Origin of the sequence: Clostridium malenominatum (assembly GCF_039521365.1) — a bacterium.
Classification (GTDB): Bacteria; Bacillota; Clostridia; order Clostridiales; family Clostridiaceae; genus Clostridium_AW; species Clostridium_AW malenominatum.
This window is the reverse complement of the sequence record NZ_BAAACF010000002.1, coordinates 142,500-159,437: the sequence shown is the minus strand read 5'-3', so window position 1 is coordinate 159,437 and position 16,938 is coordinate 142,500. Positions and strand designations below refer to the sequence as shown.

Here is a 16,938-nt window from a genome sequence, read left to right as displayed (position 1 = left end):
CCATTATTTTGATTCTTTAAAGAATCGACTGGCTTAATGTACTCTGTTTAATTTTCAAAGACCATGTCGCATTTGCGACTATTTTATGTTATCACTTTAAATCTAAATTGTCAATGCTTTTTTTATGTTTTAAGTGATATTTTATTTTTGCTTGCCGCTTTCTTTTAGCGACAAAAGTTATTTTATCAAATTTATTATATATTATATCTTTAAATTATTATTTTATTCTAAGTTAATTTAAAAAATACTTTAAATATCTCACTATTTCTTAATATATCTCATGAAGATACACTAGACTAAGTTGACTTTATTTATAGGTAAAAATAAAGGTTATTCTTATTTAATTGATTTTTTAAATAAGAAATAACCTTTATTACTCTTCTATTCTTCTATATTTGTATCTTCATCTATGTCCTGTAGTAATTCATCTTCTGCATTCTCTTCAAACTCTATTATGTTATCATCTATGTTCTGAACATCCTCTAATACTTCTTTATCATTATCGTTAGTATCACTATTATTATTGTCTATCTTTTCATCTTCAGTATTTATCTTTGCAATTGCTAATATTTTTTCATCTTTATCAGTCTTCATTAAAGTTACACCCATAGCATTTCTACTAGTTACACTTACATCTGATACACATATTCTTATAGCTGTATTGCTACTATTTATTAACATCAGTTCGTCAGTAGCTTTAACTACTCTAGCTGCTGCCAGGTTTCCTGTCTTTTCTGTTACTTTATATGTTAACATACCCTTTCCACCTCTATTTTGTAGGGTGTATTCAGAAACAGGGGTTCTTTTACCAAATCCATTTTCACTTACTACTAAAATTTCTTCATCTTCTACAATTATATCCATACTAACAGCAATATCACCGTCTCTTAGACTTATTGCTTTTACTCCTGAAGCAGTTCTTCCCATAGGTCTTATATCTTTTTCACTAAACCTTATTGAATAACCATTTTGAGTAACTATGAATATTTCTGCATCTCCTCTTGTTATCTTAACCTTTAGTAGTTGATCTCCTTCTCTTAAAGTAATAGCATTTAATCCATTTTTTCTAATAGATAAATATTCACTTATAGGTGTTTTCTTAATAATTCCACCTTTAGTAGCTATTATTAAATATCCTTCATTTACTTTTTCTTTCATTGCTATTACTTCTATTATACTTTCATTTGGATTTAATGGTATTAAATTTATTACATTAGTACCCTTTGCTGTTCTTCCAGCATCAGGTAATTCATAAGTTTTAAGTGTATATACTCTTCCCGTATTAGTGAAGAATAAAAGGTCACTATGAGTTGATGTAATAAATACTCTCTTAATAAAGTCATCTTCTTTGGTTGTAGCAGCCTGTATACCCTTACCACCTCTTCTTTGTGATGAGTATGCATCTGCAGATATTCTTTTTATATATCCTGAATGAGTTAATGTTATTACAACATCTTCTTCTTCAATTAAATCTTCAATATTTATCTCATTAGTATTTTTTTGTATTACTGTTCTTCTTTCGTCGCCATATTTATTCTTTATTTCATTTAATTCATCTCTTATAATACTTAGAACTAAGTCGTCATTTTCTAGTATTTCTCTTAAATGAGCTATAGTCTTAACTAATTCATTATATTCTTCTTCTATTTTTTCTCTTTCCAAGCCTGTTAATCTTTGAAGTCTCATGTCTAGTATAGCCTGAGCTTGTTTTTCAGTGAGGCCAAATTTACTCATTAATCCATTTCTTGCTTCTTCCGTATTTTTGGAAGCTCTTATTAAATTTATAACTTGATCTATATGATCTAATGCAATTCTAAGTCCTTCCAAAATATGAGCACGTGCTAATGCTTTATCTAGTTCAAACTGAGTTCTTCTTCTTATTACTTGCTTTTGATAATCTAAGTAATAAACAAGCATTTGCTTTAGATTTAAAACTTGAGGTTCATTATCTACTAGAGATAACATTATTATTCCAAAAGTGTCTTGCATTTTTGTATGTTTATATAATTGATTTAACACAACATTAGGGTTAGAATCTCTTTTAATTTCTATAACAACTCTCATACCATCTCTGTCTGATTCATCTCTAATATCTGATATACCCTCTATTTTCTTATCCTTAACTAATTCAGCCATATTCTCTATAAGTTTAGCTTTATTTACTTGATAAGGTAATTCTGTAACTATAATTCTATGTCTATTCTTTTCTTCTTCTATATCAGCTTTTGCTCTTACTAAAACTTTACCTCTACCTGTTTCATAAGCTTCTCTTATTCCTTTAGTTCCAAGAATTATTCCCGCAGTCGGAAAGTCTGGCCCCTTTATTTTTGTCATAAGCTCAAGAATACTAACCTCTGAATTATCTATTAGCATATTTATGCCATCTATAACTTCCACTAAGTTATGTGGCGGTATATTGGTAGCCATACCTACCGCTATACCCGATGACCCATTAACTAAAAGATTTGGAAATCTTGATGGTATTACTACAGGTTCTTTTTCAGAGCCATCAAAGTTATCTATAAAATCAACAGTTTCTTTATTAATATCTCTTAACATTTCAACAGCAATCTTACTCATTTTGGCTTCTGTATATCTCATTGCCGCTGCAGAATCTCCGTCCACCGAACCAAAATTTCCATGGCCATCTACTAATGTATATCTGATTGAAAAATCTTGTGCCATTCTTACAAGTGCATCGTACACAGAGCTATCTCCATGTGGATGATATTTACCCAATACATCCCCAACTATTCTAGCACATTTTCTGTAAGATTTTTCTGGTGATAAACCTAATTCATACATAGAATATAGAATTCTTCTATGTACAGGCTTTAAACCATCTCTTACGTCTGGAAGAGCACGACCTACTATAACACTCATTGCATAATCGATATAACATTTTTTCATTTCTTGCTTTATATCAACTTCCAAAACTTTTCCTTCATTGTTGTTCATTCCACTTCACACCTTCCGCCTTTATATATCAAGATTCATAACTTTCTTAGCATTTTCTTGAATAAATTCCCTACGTGGTTCAACTTTATCCCCCATAAGAATAGTGAAGATTTCATCTGCAGCCATTGCATCCTCTACTGTAGCCCTTAATAAAATTCTATGCTCAGGATCCATTGTTGTTTCCCAAAGCTGTTCCGCATTCATTTCACCTAAACCTTTATATCTTTGTATTTGAATAGAGTTATCTCTTCCACCCATTTCTTCTAATAATTTTTCTAACTCTCTATCTGTATAAACATATTGATCTTTTTTATTTTTAGTTACTTTGTATAATGGCGGTTGTGCTATATATACATGACCTTTTTCAATCAACTCTCTCATATATCTATAGAAAAAAGTCAATAATAAAGTTCTTATATGAGCTCCATCAACGTCTGCATCTGTCATTATAATTATTCTATAATACCTAATCTTTTCCAAATCAAAATCCTTACCTATTCCTGCACCAAAAGCAGTTATCATAGATCTTATTGTTTCAGAATTAAGGATTTTATCTAACCTTTGTTTTTCAACATTCATAATTTTTCCACGTAATGGAAGTATAGCTTGGAATCTTCTATTTCTTCCTTGCTTTGCTGATCCTCCCGCGGAATCACCTTCTACTATATATATTTCACATTCCTTTGGATCTTTTGATGAGCAATCTGCTAATTTTCCAGGCAAAGCATTACTTTCGAGTACTGACTTTCTCCTTGTTAATTCTCTAGCCTTTCTTGCAGCTTCTCTTGCTCTAGATGCCATTAATCCTTTATCTATAATAATTTTTCCTACATTAGGATTTTCCTCAAGGAAATTACCCACACCTTCTCCTAATATGCTATCTACTATTCCTCTTACTTCAGTATTTCCAAGTTTTGTTTTAGTCTGTCCTTCAAATTGAGGATTAGTTAATTTTACTGATATTACAGCTGTTAATCCCTCTCTAATATCATCACCAGATAAATTCTTATCATTTTCTTTTAAATGTCCAAACTTTTTAGCATAATCATTTAATACTCTTGTTAAAGCATTTTTAAAGCCTACTAAATGAGTTCCACCTTCCATGGTATCAATATTATTTGCAAAAGCAAATATATTTTCATTATACCCGTCATTATATTGTAGTGCTATTTCAACAGTACAATCATCCTTCATACCTTCTATGTAAATTGGCTCTGAATGTAAAACTTCTTTATTTCTGTTTAAATACGAAACAAAGGATTTTATTCCCCCCTCATATAAAAACTCCTCTTTTTTATCCACTCTTTCATCATTTAAATTTATACTAATTCCCTTATTTAAGAAAGCCAATTCTCTTAACCTTTGAGCTAGAGTATCGTAATCAAAATCTAATTCCTCAAATATTTCAGCATCTGGCTTAAAATAAGTTTTAGTACCATGTTCCTCTGTTTCCCCAATTTTATCTAATCCAGTTACTGCCTTACCTTTTTCATAAATTTGTCTCCATAGAACTCCATCTCTTGCTACTTGTACTTCACAAACCTCTGAAAGAGCATTTACAACAGATGCACCTACTCCGTGAAGTCCTCCTGAAACTTTATATCCTTCTCCACCAAACTTTCCACCAGCATGTAATACTGTCATAATAACTTCAACTGTTGGTATATTCATTTTAGGGTGCATTCCTACAGGCATACCCCTACCATTATCTTGAACAGTTATAGAATTATCTTTATTAATAAAAACATCAATTTTATCACAATAACCTGCTAGAGCCTCATCTATACTATTATCTACTATTTCATAAACTAAATGATGAAGACCCCTTACACTAGTATTACCTATATACATTCCAGGTCTTTTTCTTACTGCTTCTAATCCTTCTAAAACCTGTATTTGACTTTCATCATAACTTTGTTGTTTTTTTTCTTCTAACATATTTATCCTCCTTAAATTTAAGGTTCATAGTATATTGATTGAGATCTTTTAGATAATGTTGCAGATGAAATAGGTGATAAATATATTTTACTTTTTTTATTTACCTCCGCTATTACAAAAGATTTAGGTTTTTCCTTAGTAATTCTTTCTACAAATCCATCTTCTTCAGCTAATCTCAAAAATTGCATAGTATCAGAACTATACATAGATTTTTCTATATCAAAAATTCCTATTATATCTTTTAAAGGAACAACTATATTTTCTCCTAAATGCAAAAACATAAAAATTTCCTCCTCTTACTATTTGTCATACTCAACACAATCTCCTCTTGTTACTTTGAATATCTTGCCACTATCATCTATATAATCTTCAATATTTTCCAAACCAGTACAAGTTATTATAGTTTGAATATCCTTTATGGAATTTAAAATATATTTTTGTCTTTTAGAATCTAACTCTGATAAAACATCGTCCAATAACAATATAGGATACTCCCCTGTTAGTTTTTTTATAATGTGGAGAGATGAGAATTTTATAGTTAAAATAGATGTTCTCTGCTGACCTTGTGAGCCAAAGCTTCTAACATCTATGCCATTTATCTTTATACTAAAATCATCTCTATGAGGGCCGATTGTAGTTATTCTTTTTTCAAAATCATTAAATCTATTTTTTACTAAAGAATTATAAAAGTTTTTTTCTAATTCTTTAGTTATTGGAATAGTAGATATATAATCAAACTTTATATTCTCTATTCCAGATGTTATGTCTTTGTGTATATCAAAACCTATAGAATTCATCTCTTCTAAATATTTAATTCTTTGACTTATTATATAAGCTCCATAGGTTGAAAGCTGATTATCATAAATATCTATTATACTCTTTGTATTTTCATCTATTTTTTTTAATAAAGTATTTCTTTCGTTTAAAACCTTATTGTATTGAACTAAATTATAATAATATTTTTCATTTAATTTACATAGTTCAATATCTAAAAACTTTCGTCTATAAGAAGGAGATTCTTTAATTATTTTTAAATCTTCTGGTGAAAACATAACTACATTGAGTATCTTAAATAGTTCATTGATTTTATTAATCTTGATGGTATTAACATTTATTCCTTTTTTTCCTTCTTTAAATATTTTTATTTCAACTTTTTTGTCTAGTCTATTGTTAATAACATAAAGTTGTATATAGGAATTTTCAGCGTTCCAATTGATCATTTCTTTATCTTTATTTGTTCTATGAGACCTACCTATACTTGAATAATAAATACTTTCTAAAATATTGGTTTTCCCTTGAGCATTATCTCCAATAAATACATTCACATTTTTACTAAGTTCTATATATAGTTTTTTATAATTTCTAAAATTAATTAACTGTAAATACTTAATATACATAAAAACACCTTTAATAAATATTATACCATAATATAAATATTCCACAAATTAGTATGCACAATGTATAAGAGATTATTTTTATCATACATTGTGCATATAAAAAGTTTAAACTATAATATAACATTCATTTTCTACTTCTATTTTATCACCTTTAGTAAGTTTTCGTCCTCTTCTAGTTTCAACTTCACCATTTACCTTTACAGCGCCTTCACTAATTATAAGTTTAGCATCCGAACCATTAACAACAAAACCTGACCATTTTAAAAATGCATCTAATTTGATAATTTCTGTGTTTATTTCTATATTTGTCATTTATTATTCTCCTAGTCTTAATTATTTAATAATCTAACTGGCAGTATTAAATAAGTACAATTATCCATCTCTTTATTTTTTATAATGCAAGGAGTAACGCTACTAGATAACTCCATTATTATTTCATCTTCTTCCATTATCTTGAGTACATCAATTAAGTATTTAGAGTTAAATGCAATTTGTAAAGACTGACCTTGCAATATTATATTAAATTCTTCCCTAACCATTCCTAATTGAGAATTTGAAGTTATTACCATATTATCTCCGTCTATTGTAAGCTTAATTAAACTAGTATTCCCATCCTTGGCCATAAGAGAAGCTCTTTCTATACAATTTAATAAATCCATTCTTTTTGCTATAACCTTTAAATTATAATCTTCAGGAATTATAGAGTTATATTTTATAAACTCTCCTTCTAGTAATCTAGATATTATTTTAGTTTCTCCAATACTAAATAATATATGGTTAGGTGTAAAAGTTATATTTACCAGATCCTCAGTGTCTTCTAATATTTTTGATACTTCATTTAATGTTTTTCCTGGAATAACTGCATTTATATCATTCTCGTTATCTATGTTTTCCGTTTTAAGTGCTAACCTATAGCCATCTAATGCTACTAAGTTTAATTTTTTATTTTTAATTTCAAATAAAACTCCAGTTAGTATAGGTCTTGTTTCTTCTTGAGCAATTGCAAATATTACGGCCCTTATCATACTTTTAAGCTTTTTTTGCGAAATCGAAAATATAATATTTTCATTTATCTTTGGTAACTCAGGAAAATCTGAAGCATTCATATGTATTAAATTAAATTTAGATTTTTGGCATATTATATCAATAGTATTATTTTCTTTTAGGGAAATTTCAATTTTATCATTAGGTAATTTTCTAATAATTTCTCCAAAAAGTTTAGAATCTACAACTATAGATCCTTCTTCTAAAATATCTGCATTTATATTAGTTTCAATACTTAAGTCTATATCAGAACCAGTAAATTTAATATTGTCTTTTTCAACATTAATTAAAATACCTTGAAGTATTTGCATTGTTGATTTTCCTGTGACAGCTTTTTGAGAAATTGATATTGCTTCGTTTAGTATATTTTTATCACAAATAAATTTCATAAAGGAAACCTCCAAACTTTAATTCACATAATAATTTTAAGTTATATATAGAGAAGATAATATAATTAAAACAGTAATAGTAGTAGTAGGGGCTGTGAGTTTGTTAGTAACCCCTAAAACCATTGAAAATAAAAGAAAGCTTATGAAAAATAACTGTGTATAAGTAAGAACAAATTCCTTAACGTTATCCACATTGTTCAAGTGAAAATAAATTATTTAAATAATCAACAGTATAACTTGATAATATTATAAACACCTGTTGATTATTTTTGATTAATTTTTTTAGTTAAGTCATTTACAGTGTTCTGAAGAGATTCATCTTCTTTTAAGCTTGTTGAAATTTTTTCATAAGCGTGTATTACAGTGGTATGGTCTCTACCACCAAATTCTTCACCTATTTTAGGTAAGGAAGTATCTGTAAGTTTTCTGCAAAGATACATTGCTATTTGTCTTGGGAAAGCTACATTTCTTGTTCTTCTTGCAGATTTGAAATCTTCTACTCTTAAGCTAAAATAACTTGATACTATATCTTGAATAAGTTCAATAGTTACTTGCTTTGATTGTTTATTAGAAATGATATCTTTTAAAGCTTCAGAGGCCAATTCAACACTAATTTCTTTATTAGTTAATGAAGAAAAAGCAACAATTCTAATTAATGCTCCTTCTAATTCACGTATATTAGATTTAATTTTAGTTGCTATATAGACCATTACTTCATTAGGTATATTTAAATGTTCTACATCAGCCTTCTTTTTTAGTATGGCCATTCTTGTTTCAAAGTCGGGGGCTTGTATATCAGCAATTAATCCCCATTCGAATCTTGAACGTAATCTATCCTCTAATGTAGGAATTTCTTTTGGTGGTCTATCACTAGATAATATAATTTGTTTATTTGCTTCATATAAAGCATTAAATGTATGGAAAAATTCTTCTTGAGTACGTTCCTTTCCAGCAATAAATTGAATATCGTCTATCATAAGGATATCTACGTTTCTATATTTATTTCTAAATTCAACGTTCTTATCATCTTTTATAGAATTTATTAATTCATTAGTAAATTTCTCAGAAGATACATATACTACTTTTGCCTTTGAATTATTTTGCAGTACATAGTGACCTATTGCGTGCATTAAGTGAGTCTTTCCTAGTCCAACTCCTCCATATATAAATAATGGATTGTAAGCTTTTGCAGGAGATTCAGCAACTGCGAGTGATGCAGCATGGGCGAATCTATTACTATTTCCTATGACAAATGAATCAAAAGTATATTTTGGATTTAGCATGGTAGACATTTCATCATTTACAACAACAGTAGCTCCTCGCTTTATCTCTGTAGTATCTTTTTTAATAACTTCAGAGCTAGCTGAAGTATCTTCGGATGAAATATAAAATTCAATATTATATTTTTTTGAAGTAATTAATTTTAATCCATTAGCTATTAAATCCTTATACCTACTACTAAGTATTCCTCTTGTAAAATCATTAGGAACTACTAAATAGAGAGTATTATTTTCTAGCTTTAATGGAGTAATACTTTTAATCCAAGTGTTAAAGCTTACTTCGGTAAGTTCACCCTTAATAATATTTAAGGTTTTTTCCCAAATATCATTTAATTGGATACTCATTTTTTATCCTCCAGTTCAAATTTATATTAATTAACAATTTATATACAGAAGTTTTTACATATTATAATTTCTTGACAATTGTTAATAAAAGTATTCACATGTTTATAATAAAGTTAATATAAAATGCAAAAAAATAATTATCTACAGATGTGAATAAAACATTTCAACATTATTAAAAAGGTAAATAATATTGAAAAAACAGCATAAAATATATACAAAATAAAGAGATAACAAGTTATCAACAAAGTTATTAACAGGTGTTGATAACTTTTAAGAAGAGTAAAGTTATCAACATGCCTTTTATAATAATATCAAAACATATAGGTGGTTTCAAGAAGTTATCCACAAAAAATATTATTAAATATTAACAATAGCCTTTTTCTTGACATTAAAGGGGCATGAATATATAATTTAATAGTGAATCTTTAAAGTTATTTGAAATGATAGTAAGATATTTGCTATATATTTATAATTAGTATAAAGGGGGTGCAGTGTAGATGTTTATGACATATCAACCAAAAAAGAGACAAAGAAAAAAAGAACATGGTTTCAGAAAAAGAATGAGTACTTTATCAGGAAGAAAAGTTCTAAGAGCTAGAAGACAAAAAGGTAGAAAAAGATTGACAGCTTAAGGCCGCTATAGTGTGGCCTTTTTCTGCAACTGCAGAAAAAAGGAGTTATCAATATGAAAAAATATAAGTTAAGAAAAAATGCTGAGTTTAGAACCGTATACAGAAGAGGAAAATCCATTTCTAATGAATTACTTGTCTTATATATATATAGGAACGGAAAAAATAATTTTAATAGATTTGGTGTTTCTGTAAGTAAAAAAGTTGGAAAAAGTGTAGTAAGAAATAGAGTTAGAAGATTAATAAAAGAAAGCTATAGATTAAATAGCCATGAATTGAAACAAGGCTATGATTTAGTGGTAATAGCAAGAACTAATTCAAAGGGTAGAAATTATAAGCACATTGAAGGTTCATTAATGAACTTGTTTAAAAAGGCAGGTATTTTAAACCGTTGAAAAAGTTATTAATACTATTAATTAATTTTTATAGAAATTATATATCCCCACTTAAAAGGCCTAGCTGTAAATTTTATCCTACATGCTCTCAATATGCTTTAGATGCAATAGAGAAGTATGGAGCTATTAAGGGCACTTTTTTGGCATTTATAAGAGTATTAAGATGTAATCCTTTTAGTAAAGGTGGATATGATCCTGTTAAATAAAGTATCTGGAGGTTTGGGATGGATTTTTTAAAAAACGCTTTGATTGATTTCTTTGTTTTTGTGCACCAATTAGTTAGTGGCGCAATAACAAATCCAAATTACTCATATGGTGTTGCTATTATATTAGCTACATTAATAATAAAACTAGTATTAATGCCACTTAATATAAAATCAATAAGATCAAGTATTAGAATGAACAAAATGCAGCCAGAAGCTAAAAAGATTCAAGATAAATATAAAAATGATCCTCAAAAGGGTCAACAAGAAGTTATGAAGTTATATAAGGAAAAGGGAGTTAGTCCTTTTGGAGGATGTTTACCTTTATTATTGCAATGGCCAATTTTAATAGCCTTGTATTATGTATTTAATAATATACAAGGTATTAATGGAGTTTCATTTCTTTGGATAAAAGATTTAAGCAAACCTGACGTAGTTCTTGCGGTTTTATCTGGAGCTACACAATACTATTCAGGTCTTATAATGAATCCACCAGGAGATAATCCTCAAGCTAAGCAAGCAAGTACTATGAATTTAAGTATGTCTTTAATGATGATTTTCATAACATTCAAAATAAAAGCTGCTTTAGGTTTATATTGGGTAGCAAGTAATATAATACAGACCATTCAAACAATACTTACTAAGAAGCTAGAAGAAAAACACATGGCTGAACAGGAAGTATAGGGGGTGCTTACGGTATGAAAACTTTAGATATGATAGGTAAGACCGTTGATGATGCTATAGATGCTGCTTTGAAAGAGTTGAATTTAACTAGAGATAAAATTGAAGTAGAAGTGTTAGATGAAGGCAGCAAAGGATTATTTAAAATAATTGGGGCAAGACCAGCTAAAATTAGAGTTACAGTTAAAAGAGATTACTCATATGAGGCAAAATGCTTTTTAAAAGAAGTTTTAAGACCCATGGGAATACAGGCGGAAATTAGAGTAAAAGACGAAGGAGATTCGATAAAGATTTCTATGACTGGCCCAGATATGGGAGTACTTATAGGTTATAGAGGAGAAACTTTAGATTCTCTTCAATATTTAGTAAGTCTTGTTATTAATAAAGATCAGGAATCAGAGTATAAAAGAGTTATACTTGATACTGAAAATTATAGGCAGAAAAGAGAAGAAACTCTTAAGAGACTTGCATTTAAAATTGCAAATAAAGCTAAAAGAACAGGAAGGGTTGTTAAACTAGAACCTATGAATCCTTATGAGAGAAGAATTATACATTCGGTTTTACAAAATGACCCTGATGTTAAGACATATAGTGAAGGGGAAGAGCCTTACAGGAGAGTTATTGTAGATTTAAAGAAAGCCTAAGGGGCTTTCTTTTTAAATTACAGGTAATAATAATACAGGGAGGTGTAGTAATTGAGAGAATTTGATACTATAGCGGCAGTTTCAACGGTACTTGGGGAAGGTGGAATATCTATTATAAGAGTTTCTGGAAAAGAAAGCTTAGAAGTTGTTAATAAGATATTTAGAGGAAAAGATAAAAGCAGTGCTTTAGATATGAAGCCTTATACTATGAAGTATGGACATATAGTGGAAATAAGTAGCGAAGAACCTTTAGATGAAGTGCTAATTAGCTTTATGAAAGGACCTAAAAGTTTCACTGCAGAAGATACTGTAGAAATTAATTGCCATGGTGGAGTAACTCCGACTAAAAAGATTTTAGAAGAGGTAGTAAAAGCTGGAGCTAGAATAGCTGAGCCAGGGGAATTTACTAAAAGGGCATTTTTAAATGGAAGAATTGATTTAAGTCAAGCTGAAGCAGTTATAGATATTATTAGATCAAAAACTGAACTATCAATGAAATCTGCTGTACTTCAATCAGGAGGTAGAATTTCTAGAGAGATAGATAGTTTAAGAAATAAGCTACTCCAAACTATAGCTCATATTGAAGCTACTGTTGATTACCCAGAAGACGATCTTGAAGAAGTAACGGCAGATAGAGTAAAAGAAGAATTAGAAGAAATACTTATTAATATAGATAAGATGTTACTTACTGCAGAAGAGGGAAAAATATTAAGAGAAGGCTTAAATATTATAATAGTTGGAAAACCTAATGTAGGAAAATCGTCTCTTTTAAATGCTATACTTATGGAAAAAAGAGCTATCGTTACGGATGTTCCAGGAACTACAAGAGATGTTATAGAAGAATATATAAATCTAGATGGAGTTCCTATAAAAATTGTAGACACTGCAGGTATAAGAGAGACTGATGATATAGTAGAAAAGATTGGAGTTGAAAAGTCAAAAGAAAAAATTGACGAAGGAGACCTAATAATCTTGATGCTTGACTCTAGTAGAGAATTAGATAGTGAAGATAATGAGATAATAGAATATATTAAAAATAAAAAATATCTAGTTCTTTTAAATAAAGTTGACTTAAAAAATGAATTTGATAAAAATTTAATTAAAGATATTGAATCAAAATATATTATAGAGACTTCAGCCATGACAGGTAAAGGATTAGATATACTAAAAGAGCGTATAAAAGAAATGTTTTTTGGTGGAGAAGTAAAGGCTGGAGATGTTATAATAACAAATACAAGACATAAAGAGGCATTAATAAGAGCAAAGGAAAGTTTAAACGCTGCTTTAAATGCTTTAGAATTTACTTTAGCTATAGATTTAGCGTCTATAGATATAAGAAATGCATGGATAAGACTCGGAGAAATAACTGGTGATACTGTGGAAGAAGACATTATAGATAAGATATTCTCAGAATTTTGTTTAGGAAAGTAGGGAGAATAGAAAATGAAATATTATGCAGGAGATTATGATGTAGTTGTTGTAGGAGCGGGTCATGCTGGGTGTGAAGCGGCTTTAGCTGCTGCTAGAATAGGATGTAAAGTTTTAATATGCACTATTAATTTAGATAGTATTGCGATGATGCCATGTAATCCTAATATAGGAGGAACAGCTAAAGGTCATCTAGTTAGAGAGATAGATGCCCTTGGTGGAGAAATGGGAATAAATATAGATAATACATTTATTCAATCTAGAATGCTAAACACTTCAAAGGGACCTGCGGTACATTCATTAAGAGCTCAGGCTGATAAGTCTAAATACTCTTTAAGAATGAAAAAAATAATAGAGAAGGAAGAAAATTTAACTTTAAAACAAATAGAAGTTACTAAAGTTGAAACCGAAAATGGAAAAGTAGTTGGAGTATTAACTAAAACTGGAGCATATTATACGGCTAAAGCTGTTATTCTTGCCACAGGAACTTATTTGAACAGTAGAATAATAATTGGAGAAGTATCTATTAATAGTGGTCCAAATGGACTGTTTCCAGCTAAGGAACTAACTAGTAGCTTAATAGATTTAGGTGTAAATATTAGAAGATTTAAGACAGGAACACCAGCAAGGATTAATAAGAAGACTGTAGATTTCTCTAAGATGATAGAGCAACCTGGAGACGAGAAAATAGTTCCTTTTTCTTTTATTAGTGAAAAGCTAAATAAGGATCAAATTTCATGCTATTTGACTTATACAAACGAAAAAACTCATGAAGTTATAAGACAAAATCTTCATAGATCCCCAATGTTCAATGGTTCTATTGAAGGAGTTGGAGCAAGATATTGTCCATCTATTGAAGACAAAGTAAATAGATTTCCAGATAAGGAAAAGCATCAAGTATTTATAGAGCCAGAAGGCGAGGATACAAATGAATTATATGTAGGGGGTCTATCTACATCTCTTCCAGAAGAGATTCAGGTAGCTATGTATAGAACAGTACCAGGACTTGAAAATGCTGAATTTTTAAGAACGGCCTATGCCATAGAATATGATTGTATTGATCCACAGCAGTTAGATTTATCATTAGAATTTAAAGAAATAAGTGGTTTATTTAGCGCTGGTCAAATCAATGGAAGTTCAGGATATGAGGAAGCGGGTGCTCAAGGTTTAATAGCTGGAATAAACGCTGCAATGAAAATAAAAGAAAAAGATCCTTTAATTTTAACTAGATCTGACGGATATATAGGTGTTTTAATAGATGATTTAGTAACTAAAGGTACAAATGAGCCTTATAGAATGATGACTTCTCGTTCAGAATATAGGCTTATATTAAGACAAGATAATGCAGATTTAAGATTGACAGATAAGGGATATGAAGTAGGGCTTGTAAAAGAAGATAGATATAGTAAATATACCTTAAGAAGAGAGTCTATGGAAAAGGAAATTGAAAGAATTAAAAAATTACAGATAACCAATAAAAAGGAAGTTAATGAAATTTTAGTATCTTTAAATTCATCTGAATTAAAAAAACCAATATCTTTATATGAACTTATTAAAAGACCTGAATTAGATTATTTTAAAGTGTGGAAACTAGATGAATTTAGGCCAGAATTACCAGAAGATGTTCAAGAAGAAGTAAATACAATCTCAAAATATGAAGGATATATACAAAAACAAATAGAGCAAGTTAACCAGTTTAAAAAAATGGAGAATAAAATAATTCCTTTGGATATAGATTACGGAAATATTCATGGTTTGAGAATAGAAGCTATTCAAAAATTAACAAAAATTAGACCTATGAATATAGGTCAGGCATCTAGAATTTCTGGCGTATCTCCAGCGGATATATCCGTGCTATTAATATATTTAGAACAGAAGTATAGAGGAGTTAAATAATTATGAAATATTATGATATATTAGAAATTTGCTCTAAAGACGTTGGGTTAGATTTCAATGAAGAGAAATATAATAAATTCATTAAATACAAAGAAATGATTAAGGAATGGAACAATAAAATAAATTTAACTGCCATAACAGAAGATGATGATATAATAAAAAAGCATTTTATTGATAGCATAAAAATTTATAAGTTCCCTATATTGAAAGATTTAAATTATATAATGGATATAGGAACAGGGGCAGGATTTCCTGGCATACCAATGAAAATTATGGATGAAAAAAAGCATATTGTTTTGTTAGATTCTTTAAACAAAAGAATAAATTTTTTAAATGAGGTAATTGCTGAACTAGATTTAACAAGTATTAGCACTCTTCATGGCAGAGCTGAAGATTATTCTAGAAAAGAAGAATATAGAGAAAAATTTGATGGAGTTGTATCTAGAGCTGTAGCAAACTTATCAGTTTTAAGCGAGTTTTGTTTACCTTATGTTAAAGTTAATGGATATTTTATAGCCATGAAAGGACCGGCAGTAGATGATGAAATAAAAGAAGCAAGTAACGCAATTAGTATTTTAGGTGGAAAGATAGAAGATGTAATTGAAGTTAATATTGAAGATAGTGATTTAAAGCATAATTTAGTTATTATAAAGAAAGTTAAAAATATATCTCCAAAATATCCTAGAAAAGCTGGTATGGTAACAAAAAATCCACTTAAGTGATATAGTTACTTAGCTTAGTGTTGTATTTTGTCATAGAAAATACTTTTATAAAAAAAGGATTTTAGCGTAAAATATAGAATTGTTAATAAGAGGAAAAAATAAGAGGGATGATTTAAAATGGAAGAGAACATAAGATTTGTAAATACGGATTTAATATCTCCTAATGTCTATCAACCTAGAAAAATATTTAATGAAGAATCTATTGATGAATTAGCAAAATCTATTACAAGCTTTGGTATTATTCAACCTTTGTCAGTTAGAAAAATAGGTGAAAATAGATTTGAATTAATAGCTGGTGAAAGAAGACTAAGAGCAGCAAAGAAAGCAGGATTAACTGAAGTGCCTGTTATATTTATAGATATAACAGATAAAGATTCTGCATCTATTGCGTTGCTAGAAAATATTCAAAGAGAAGATTTGAATTTTTTAGAAGAAGCTGAGGCGTTCAACAATTTGATAAAGGAACATAATTATACTCAAGAAATACTTGCCGAAATTATTGGAAAAAAACAATCTACCATTGCTAATAAAATTAGAATATTAAAGTTATCTGTAGAAATTAGAAAAATGATACTAGAAAACAACCTGACAGAAAGACATGCTAGAGCACTATTGAAGCTTCCTACAGAAGAAATGCAGTTAAAAATTTTAAAAATAGTTATTAAAAATGGGTTAAATGTTAAAAAGACAGAAGAATTAATTGAAAAAGAATTAATAAATATAACTGAAAACAATAAAAGCAAAGATGGTAAAAAAAGAATTAAAGGAATATTTAGTCCCAAAGTATATATAAATACAGTAAAGCAAGTATTTGATAAATATGGACTTTCAGCTCAGTATTCATCGAAAGAATTAGAAGATAAAATACAAATAACTATTACAATTCCTAAAATGTAATTAATGTTTCACGTGAAACATTTTAAAGTAAGAGCCTAAAGGGCTCTTTTTTTATTATTTTAAGTAAATTACAAATTTAATACTGTTATTAT

Annotated in this window: 16 protein-coding genes; 9 read left to right on the top strand and 7 right to left on the bottom strand. The window is 28.8% G+C overall.

Features of this window, described 5'->3' with window-relative positions; all coding sequences use genetic code 11:
- Positions 1-381: 381 nt before the first annotated feature.
- The 7 genes from gyrA to dnaA all read right to left on the bottom strand — a co-directional run bounded on the left by gyrA (position 382) and on the right by dnaA (position 9,351).
- Positions 382-2,958 (bottom strand): DNA gyrase subunit A, encoded by a 2,577-nt coding sequence (gene gyrA, locus ABDZ69_RS11940; protein ID WP_343769919.1) that lies wholly within the window; start codon positions 2,956-2,958, stop codon positions 382-384.
- Positions 2,959-2,979: 21 nt separating this feature from the next.
- Positions 2,980-4,896: a DNA topoisomerase (ATP-hydrolyzing) subunit B gene (gyrB, locus tag ABDZ69_RS11935; RefSeq protein ID WP_343769918.1), complete on the bottom strand. Its 1,917-nt coding sequence runs from the start codon at positions 4,894-4,896 to the stop codon at positions 2,980-2,982.
- 17 nt (positions 4,897-4,913) lie between these two features.
- Positions 4,914-5,177: an extracellular matrix regulator RemB gene (gene remB, locus ABDZ69_RS11930; protein WP_343769916.1), complete on the bottom strand. Its 264-nt coding sequence runs from the start codon at positions 5,175-5,177 to the stop codon at positions 4,914-4,916.
- 18 nt (positions 5,178-5,195) lie between these two features.
- Positions 5,196-6,293, bottom strand: coding sequence for a DNA replication/repair protein RecF (recF, locus tag ABDZ69_RS11925; protein WP_343769915.1), 1,098 nt, complete (start codon positions 6,291-6,293; stop codon positions 5,196-5,198).
- Between the two features lie 105 nt (positions 6,294-6,398).
- Positions 6,399-6,605, bottom strand: a complete 207-nt coding sequence (locus tag ABDZ69_RS11920) for an RNA-binding S4 domain-containing protein (protein ID WP_343769913.1) — start codon at positions 6,603-6,605, stop codon at positions 6,399-6,401.
- Between the two features lie 17 nt (positions 6,606-6,622).
- A complete protein-coding gene (gene dnaN / locus ABDZ69_RS11915; protein ID WP_343769911.1) occupies positions 6,623-7,726 on the bottom strand; it encodes a DNA polymerase III subunit beta in 1,104 nt (367 codons plus the stop codon).
- A gap of 263 nt (positions 7,727-7,989) precedes the next feature.
- Positions 7,990-9,351 (bottom strand): chromosomal replication initiator protein DnaA, encoded by a 1,362-nt coding sequence (gene dnaA / locus ABDZ69_RS11910; protein ID WP_343769909.1) that lies wholly within the window; start codon positions 9,349-9,351, stop codon positions 7,990-7,992.
- Between the two features lie 497 nt (positions 9,352-9,848).
- On the opposite strand from dnaA, the gene rpmH reads away from it, so the two are divergent.
- From rpmH to ABDZ69_RS11865, 9 genes are all read left to right on the top strand, one after another.
- Positions 9,849-9,983, top strand: coding sequence for a 50S ribosomal protein L34 (gene rpmH, locus ABDZ69_RS11905; RefSeq protein ID WP_343769908.1), 135 nt, complete (start codon positions 9,849-9,851; stop codon positions 9,981-9,983).
- A gap of 53 nt (positions 9,984-10,036) precedes the next feature.
- On the top strand, positions 10,037-10,375 hold the full coding sequence (gene rnpA / locus ABDZ69_RS11900; protein ID WP_343769906.1) for a ribonuclease P protein component: 339 nt from the start codon (positions 10,037-10,039) through the stop codon (positions 10,373-10,375).
- Positions 10,372-10,581, top strand: coding sequence for a membrane protein insertion efficiency factor YidD (yidD, locus tag ABDZ69_RS11895; RefSeq protein WP_343769904.1), 210 nt, complete (start codon positions 10,372-10,374; stop codon positions 10,579-10,581). The genes rnpA and yidD overlap by 4 nt, the downstream gene beginning before the upstream one ends.
- Before the next feature lie 18 nt (positions 10,582-10,599).
- Entirely contained in the window at positions 10,600-11,262 is a 663-nt protein-coding gene (locus ABDZ69_RS11890) for a membrane protein insertase YidC (protein WP_343769902.1), read from the top strand.
- Between the two features lie 14 nt (positions 11,263-11,276).
- A complete protein-coding gene (gene jag, locus ABDZ69_RS11885) occupies positions 11,277-11,903 on the top strand; it encodes an RNA-binding cell elongation regulator Jag/EloR (RefSeq protein ID WP_343769900.1) in 627 nt (208 codons plus the stop codon).
- Between the two features lie 51 nt (positions 11,904-11,954).
- A complete protein-coding gene (gene mnmE / locus ABDZ69_RS11880; protein ID WP_343769898.1) occupies positions 11,955-13,334 on the top strand; it encodes a tRNA uridine-5-carboxymethylaminomethyl(34) synthesis GTPase MnmE in 1,380 nt (459 codons plus the stop codon).
- 12 nt (positions 13,335-13,346) lie between these two features.
- The gene (gene mnmG, locus ABDZ69_RS11875) at positions 13,347-15,227 is read left to right on the top strand and encodes a tRNA uridine-5-carboxymethylaminomethyl(34) synthesis enzyme MnmG (RefSeq protein ID WP_343769897.1); all 1,881 of its coding nucleotides are present in this window, start codon (positions 13,347-13,349) and stop codon (positions 15,225-15,227) included.
- A gap of 2 nt (positions 15,228-15,229) precedes the next feature.
- Positions 15,230-15,949, top strand: coding sequence for a 16S rRNA (guanine(527)-N(7))-methyltransferase RsmG (rsmG, locus tag ABDZ69_RS11870; protein WP_343769896.1), 720 nt, complete (start codon positions 15,230-15,232; stop codon positions 15,947-15,949).
- Between the two features lie 117 nt (positions 15,950-16,066).
- Positions 16,067-16,846: a ParB/RepB/Spo0J family partition protein gene (locus tag ABDZ69_RS11865; protein WP_343769894.1), complete on the top strand. Its 780-nt coding sequence runs from the start codon at positions 16,067-16,069 to the stop codon at positions 16,844-16,846.
- The last annotated feature ends 92 nt before the right edge of the window (positions 16,847-16,938 follow it).

Coding starts and splice junctions, on each gene's coding strand:
- rsmG (WP_343769896.1), top strand. CDS start 15,230: ATGAAATATTATGATATATTAGAAATTTGCTCTAAAGACGTTGGGTTA.
- rnpA (WP_343769906.1), top strand. CDS start 10,037: ATGAAAAAATATAAGTTAAGAAAAAATGCTGAGTTTAGAACCGTATAC.
- rpmH (WP_343769908.1), top strand. CDS start 9,849: ATGTTTATGACATATCAACCAAAAAAGAGACAAAGAAAAAAAGAACAT.
- ABDZ69_RS11890 (WP_343769902.1), top strand. CDS start 10,600: ATGGATTTTTTAAAAAACGCTTTGATTGATTTCTTTGTTTTTGTGCAC.
- jag (WP_343769900.1), top strand. CDS start 11,277: ATGAAAACTTTAGATATGATAGGTAAGACCGTTGATGATGCTATAGAT.
- gyrB (WP_343769918.1), bottom strand. CDS start 4,896: ATGTTAGAAGAAAAAAAACAACAAAGTTATGATGAAAGTCAAATACAG.
- recF (WP_343769915.1), bottom strand. CDS start 6,293: ATGTATATTAAGTATTTACAGTTAATTAATTTTAGAAATTATAAAAAA.
- remB (WP_343769916.1), bottom strand. CDS start 5,177: ATGTTTTTGCATTTAGGAGAAAATATAGTTGTTCCTTTAAAAGATATA.
- gyrA (WP_343769919.1), bottom strand. CDS start 2,958: ATGAACAACAATGAAGGAAAAGTTTTGGAAGTTGATATAAAGCAAGAA.
- mnmG (WP_343769897.1), top strand. CDS start 13,347: ATGAAATATTATGCAGGAGATTATGATGTAGTTGTTGTAGGAGCGGGT.
- dnaN (WP_343769911.1), bottom strand. CDS start 7,726: ATGAAATTTATTTGTGATAAAAATATACTAAACGAAGCAATATCAATT.
- ABDZ69_RS11920 (WP_343769913.1), bottom strand. CDS start 6,605: ATGACAAATATAGAAATAAACACAGAAATTATCAAATTAGATGCATTT.
- dnaA (WP_343769909.1), bottom strand. CDS start 9,351: ATGAGTATCCAATTAAATGATATTTGGGAAAAAACCTTAAATATTATT.
- ABDZ69_RS11865 (WP_343769894.1), top strand. CDS start 16,067: ATGGAAGAGAACATAAGATTTGTAAATACGGATTTAATATCTCCTAAT.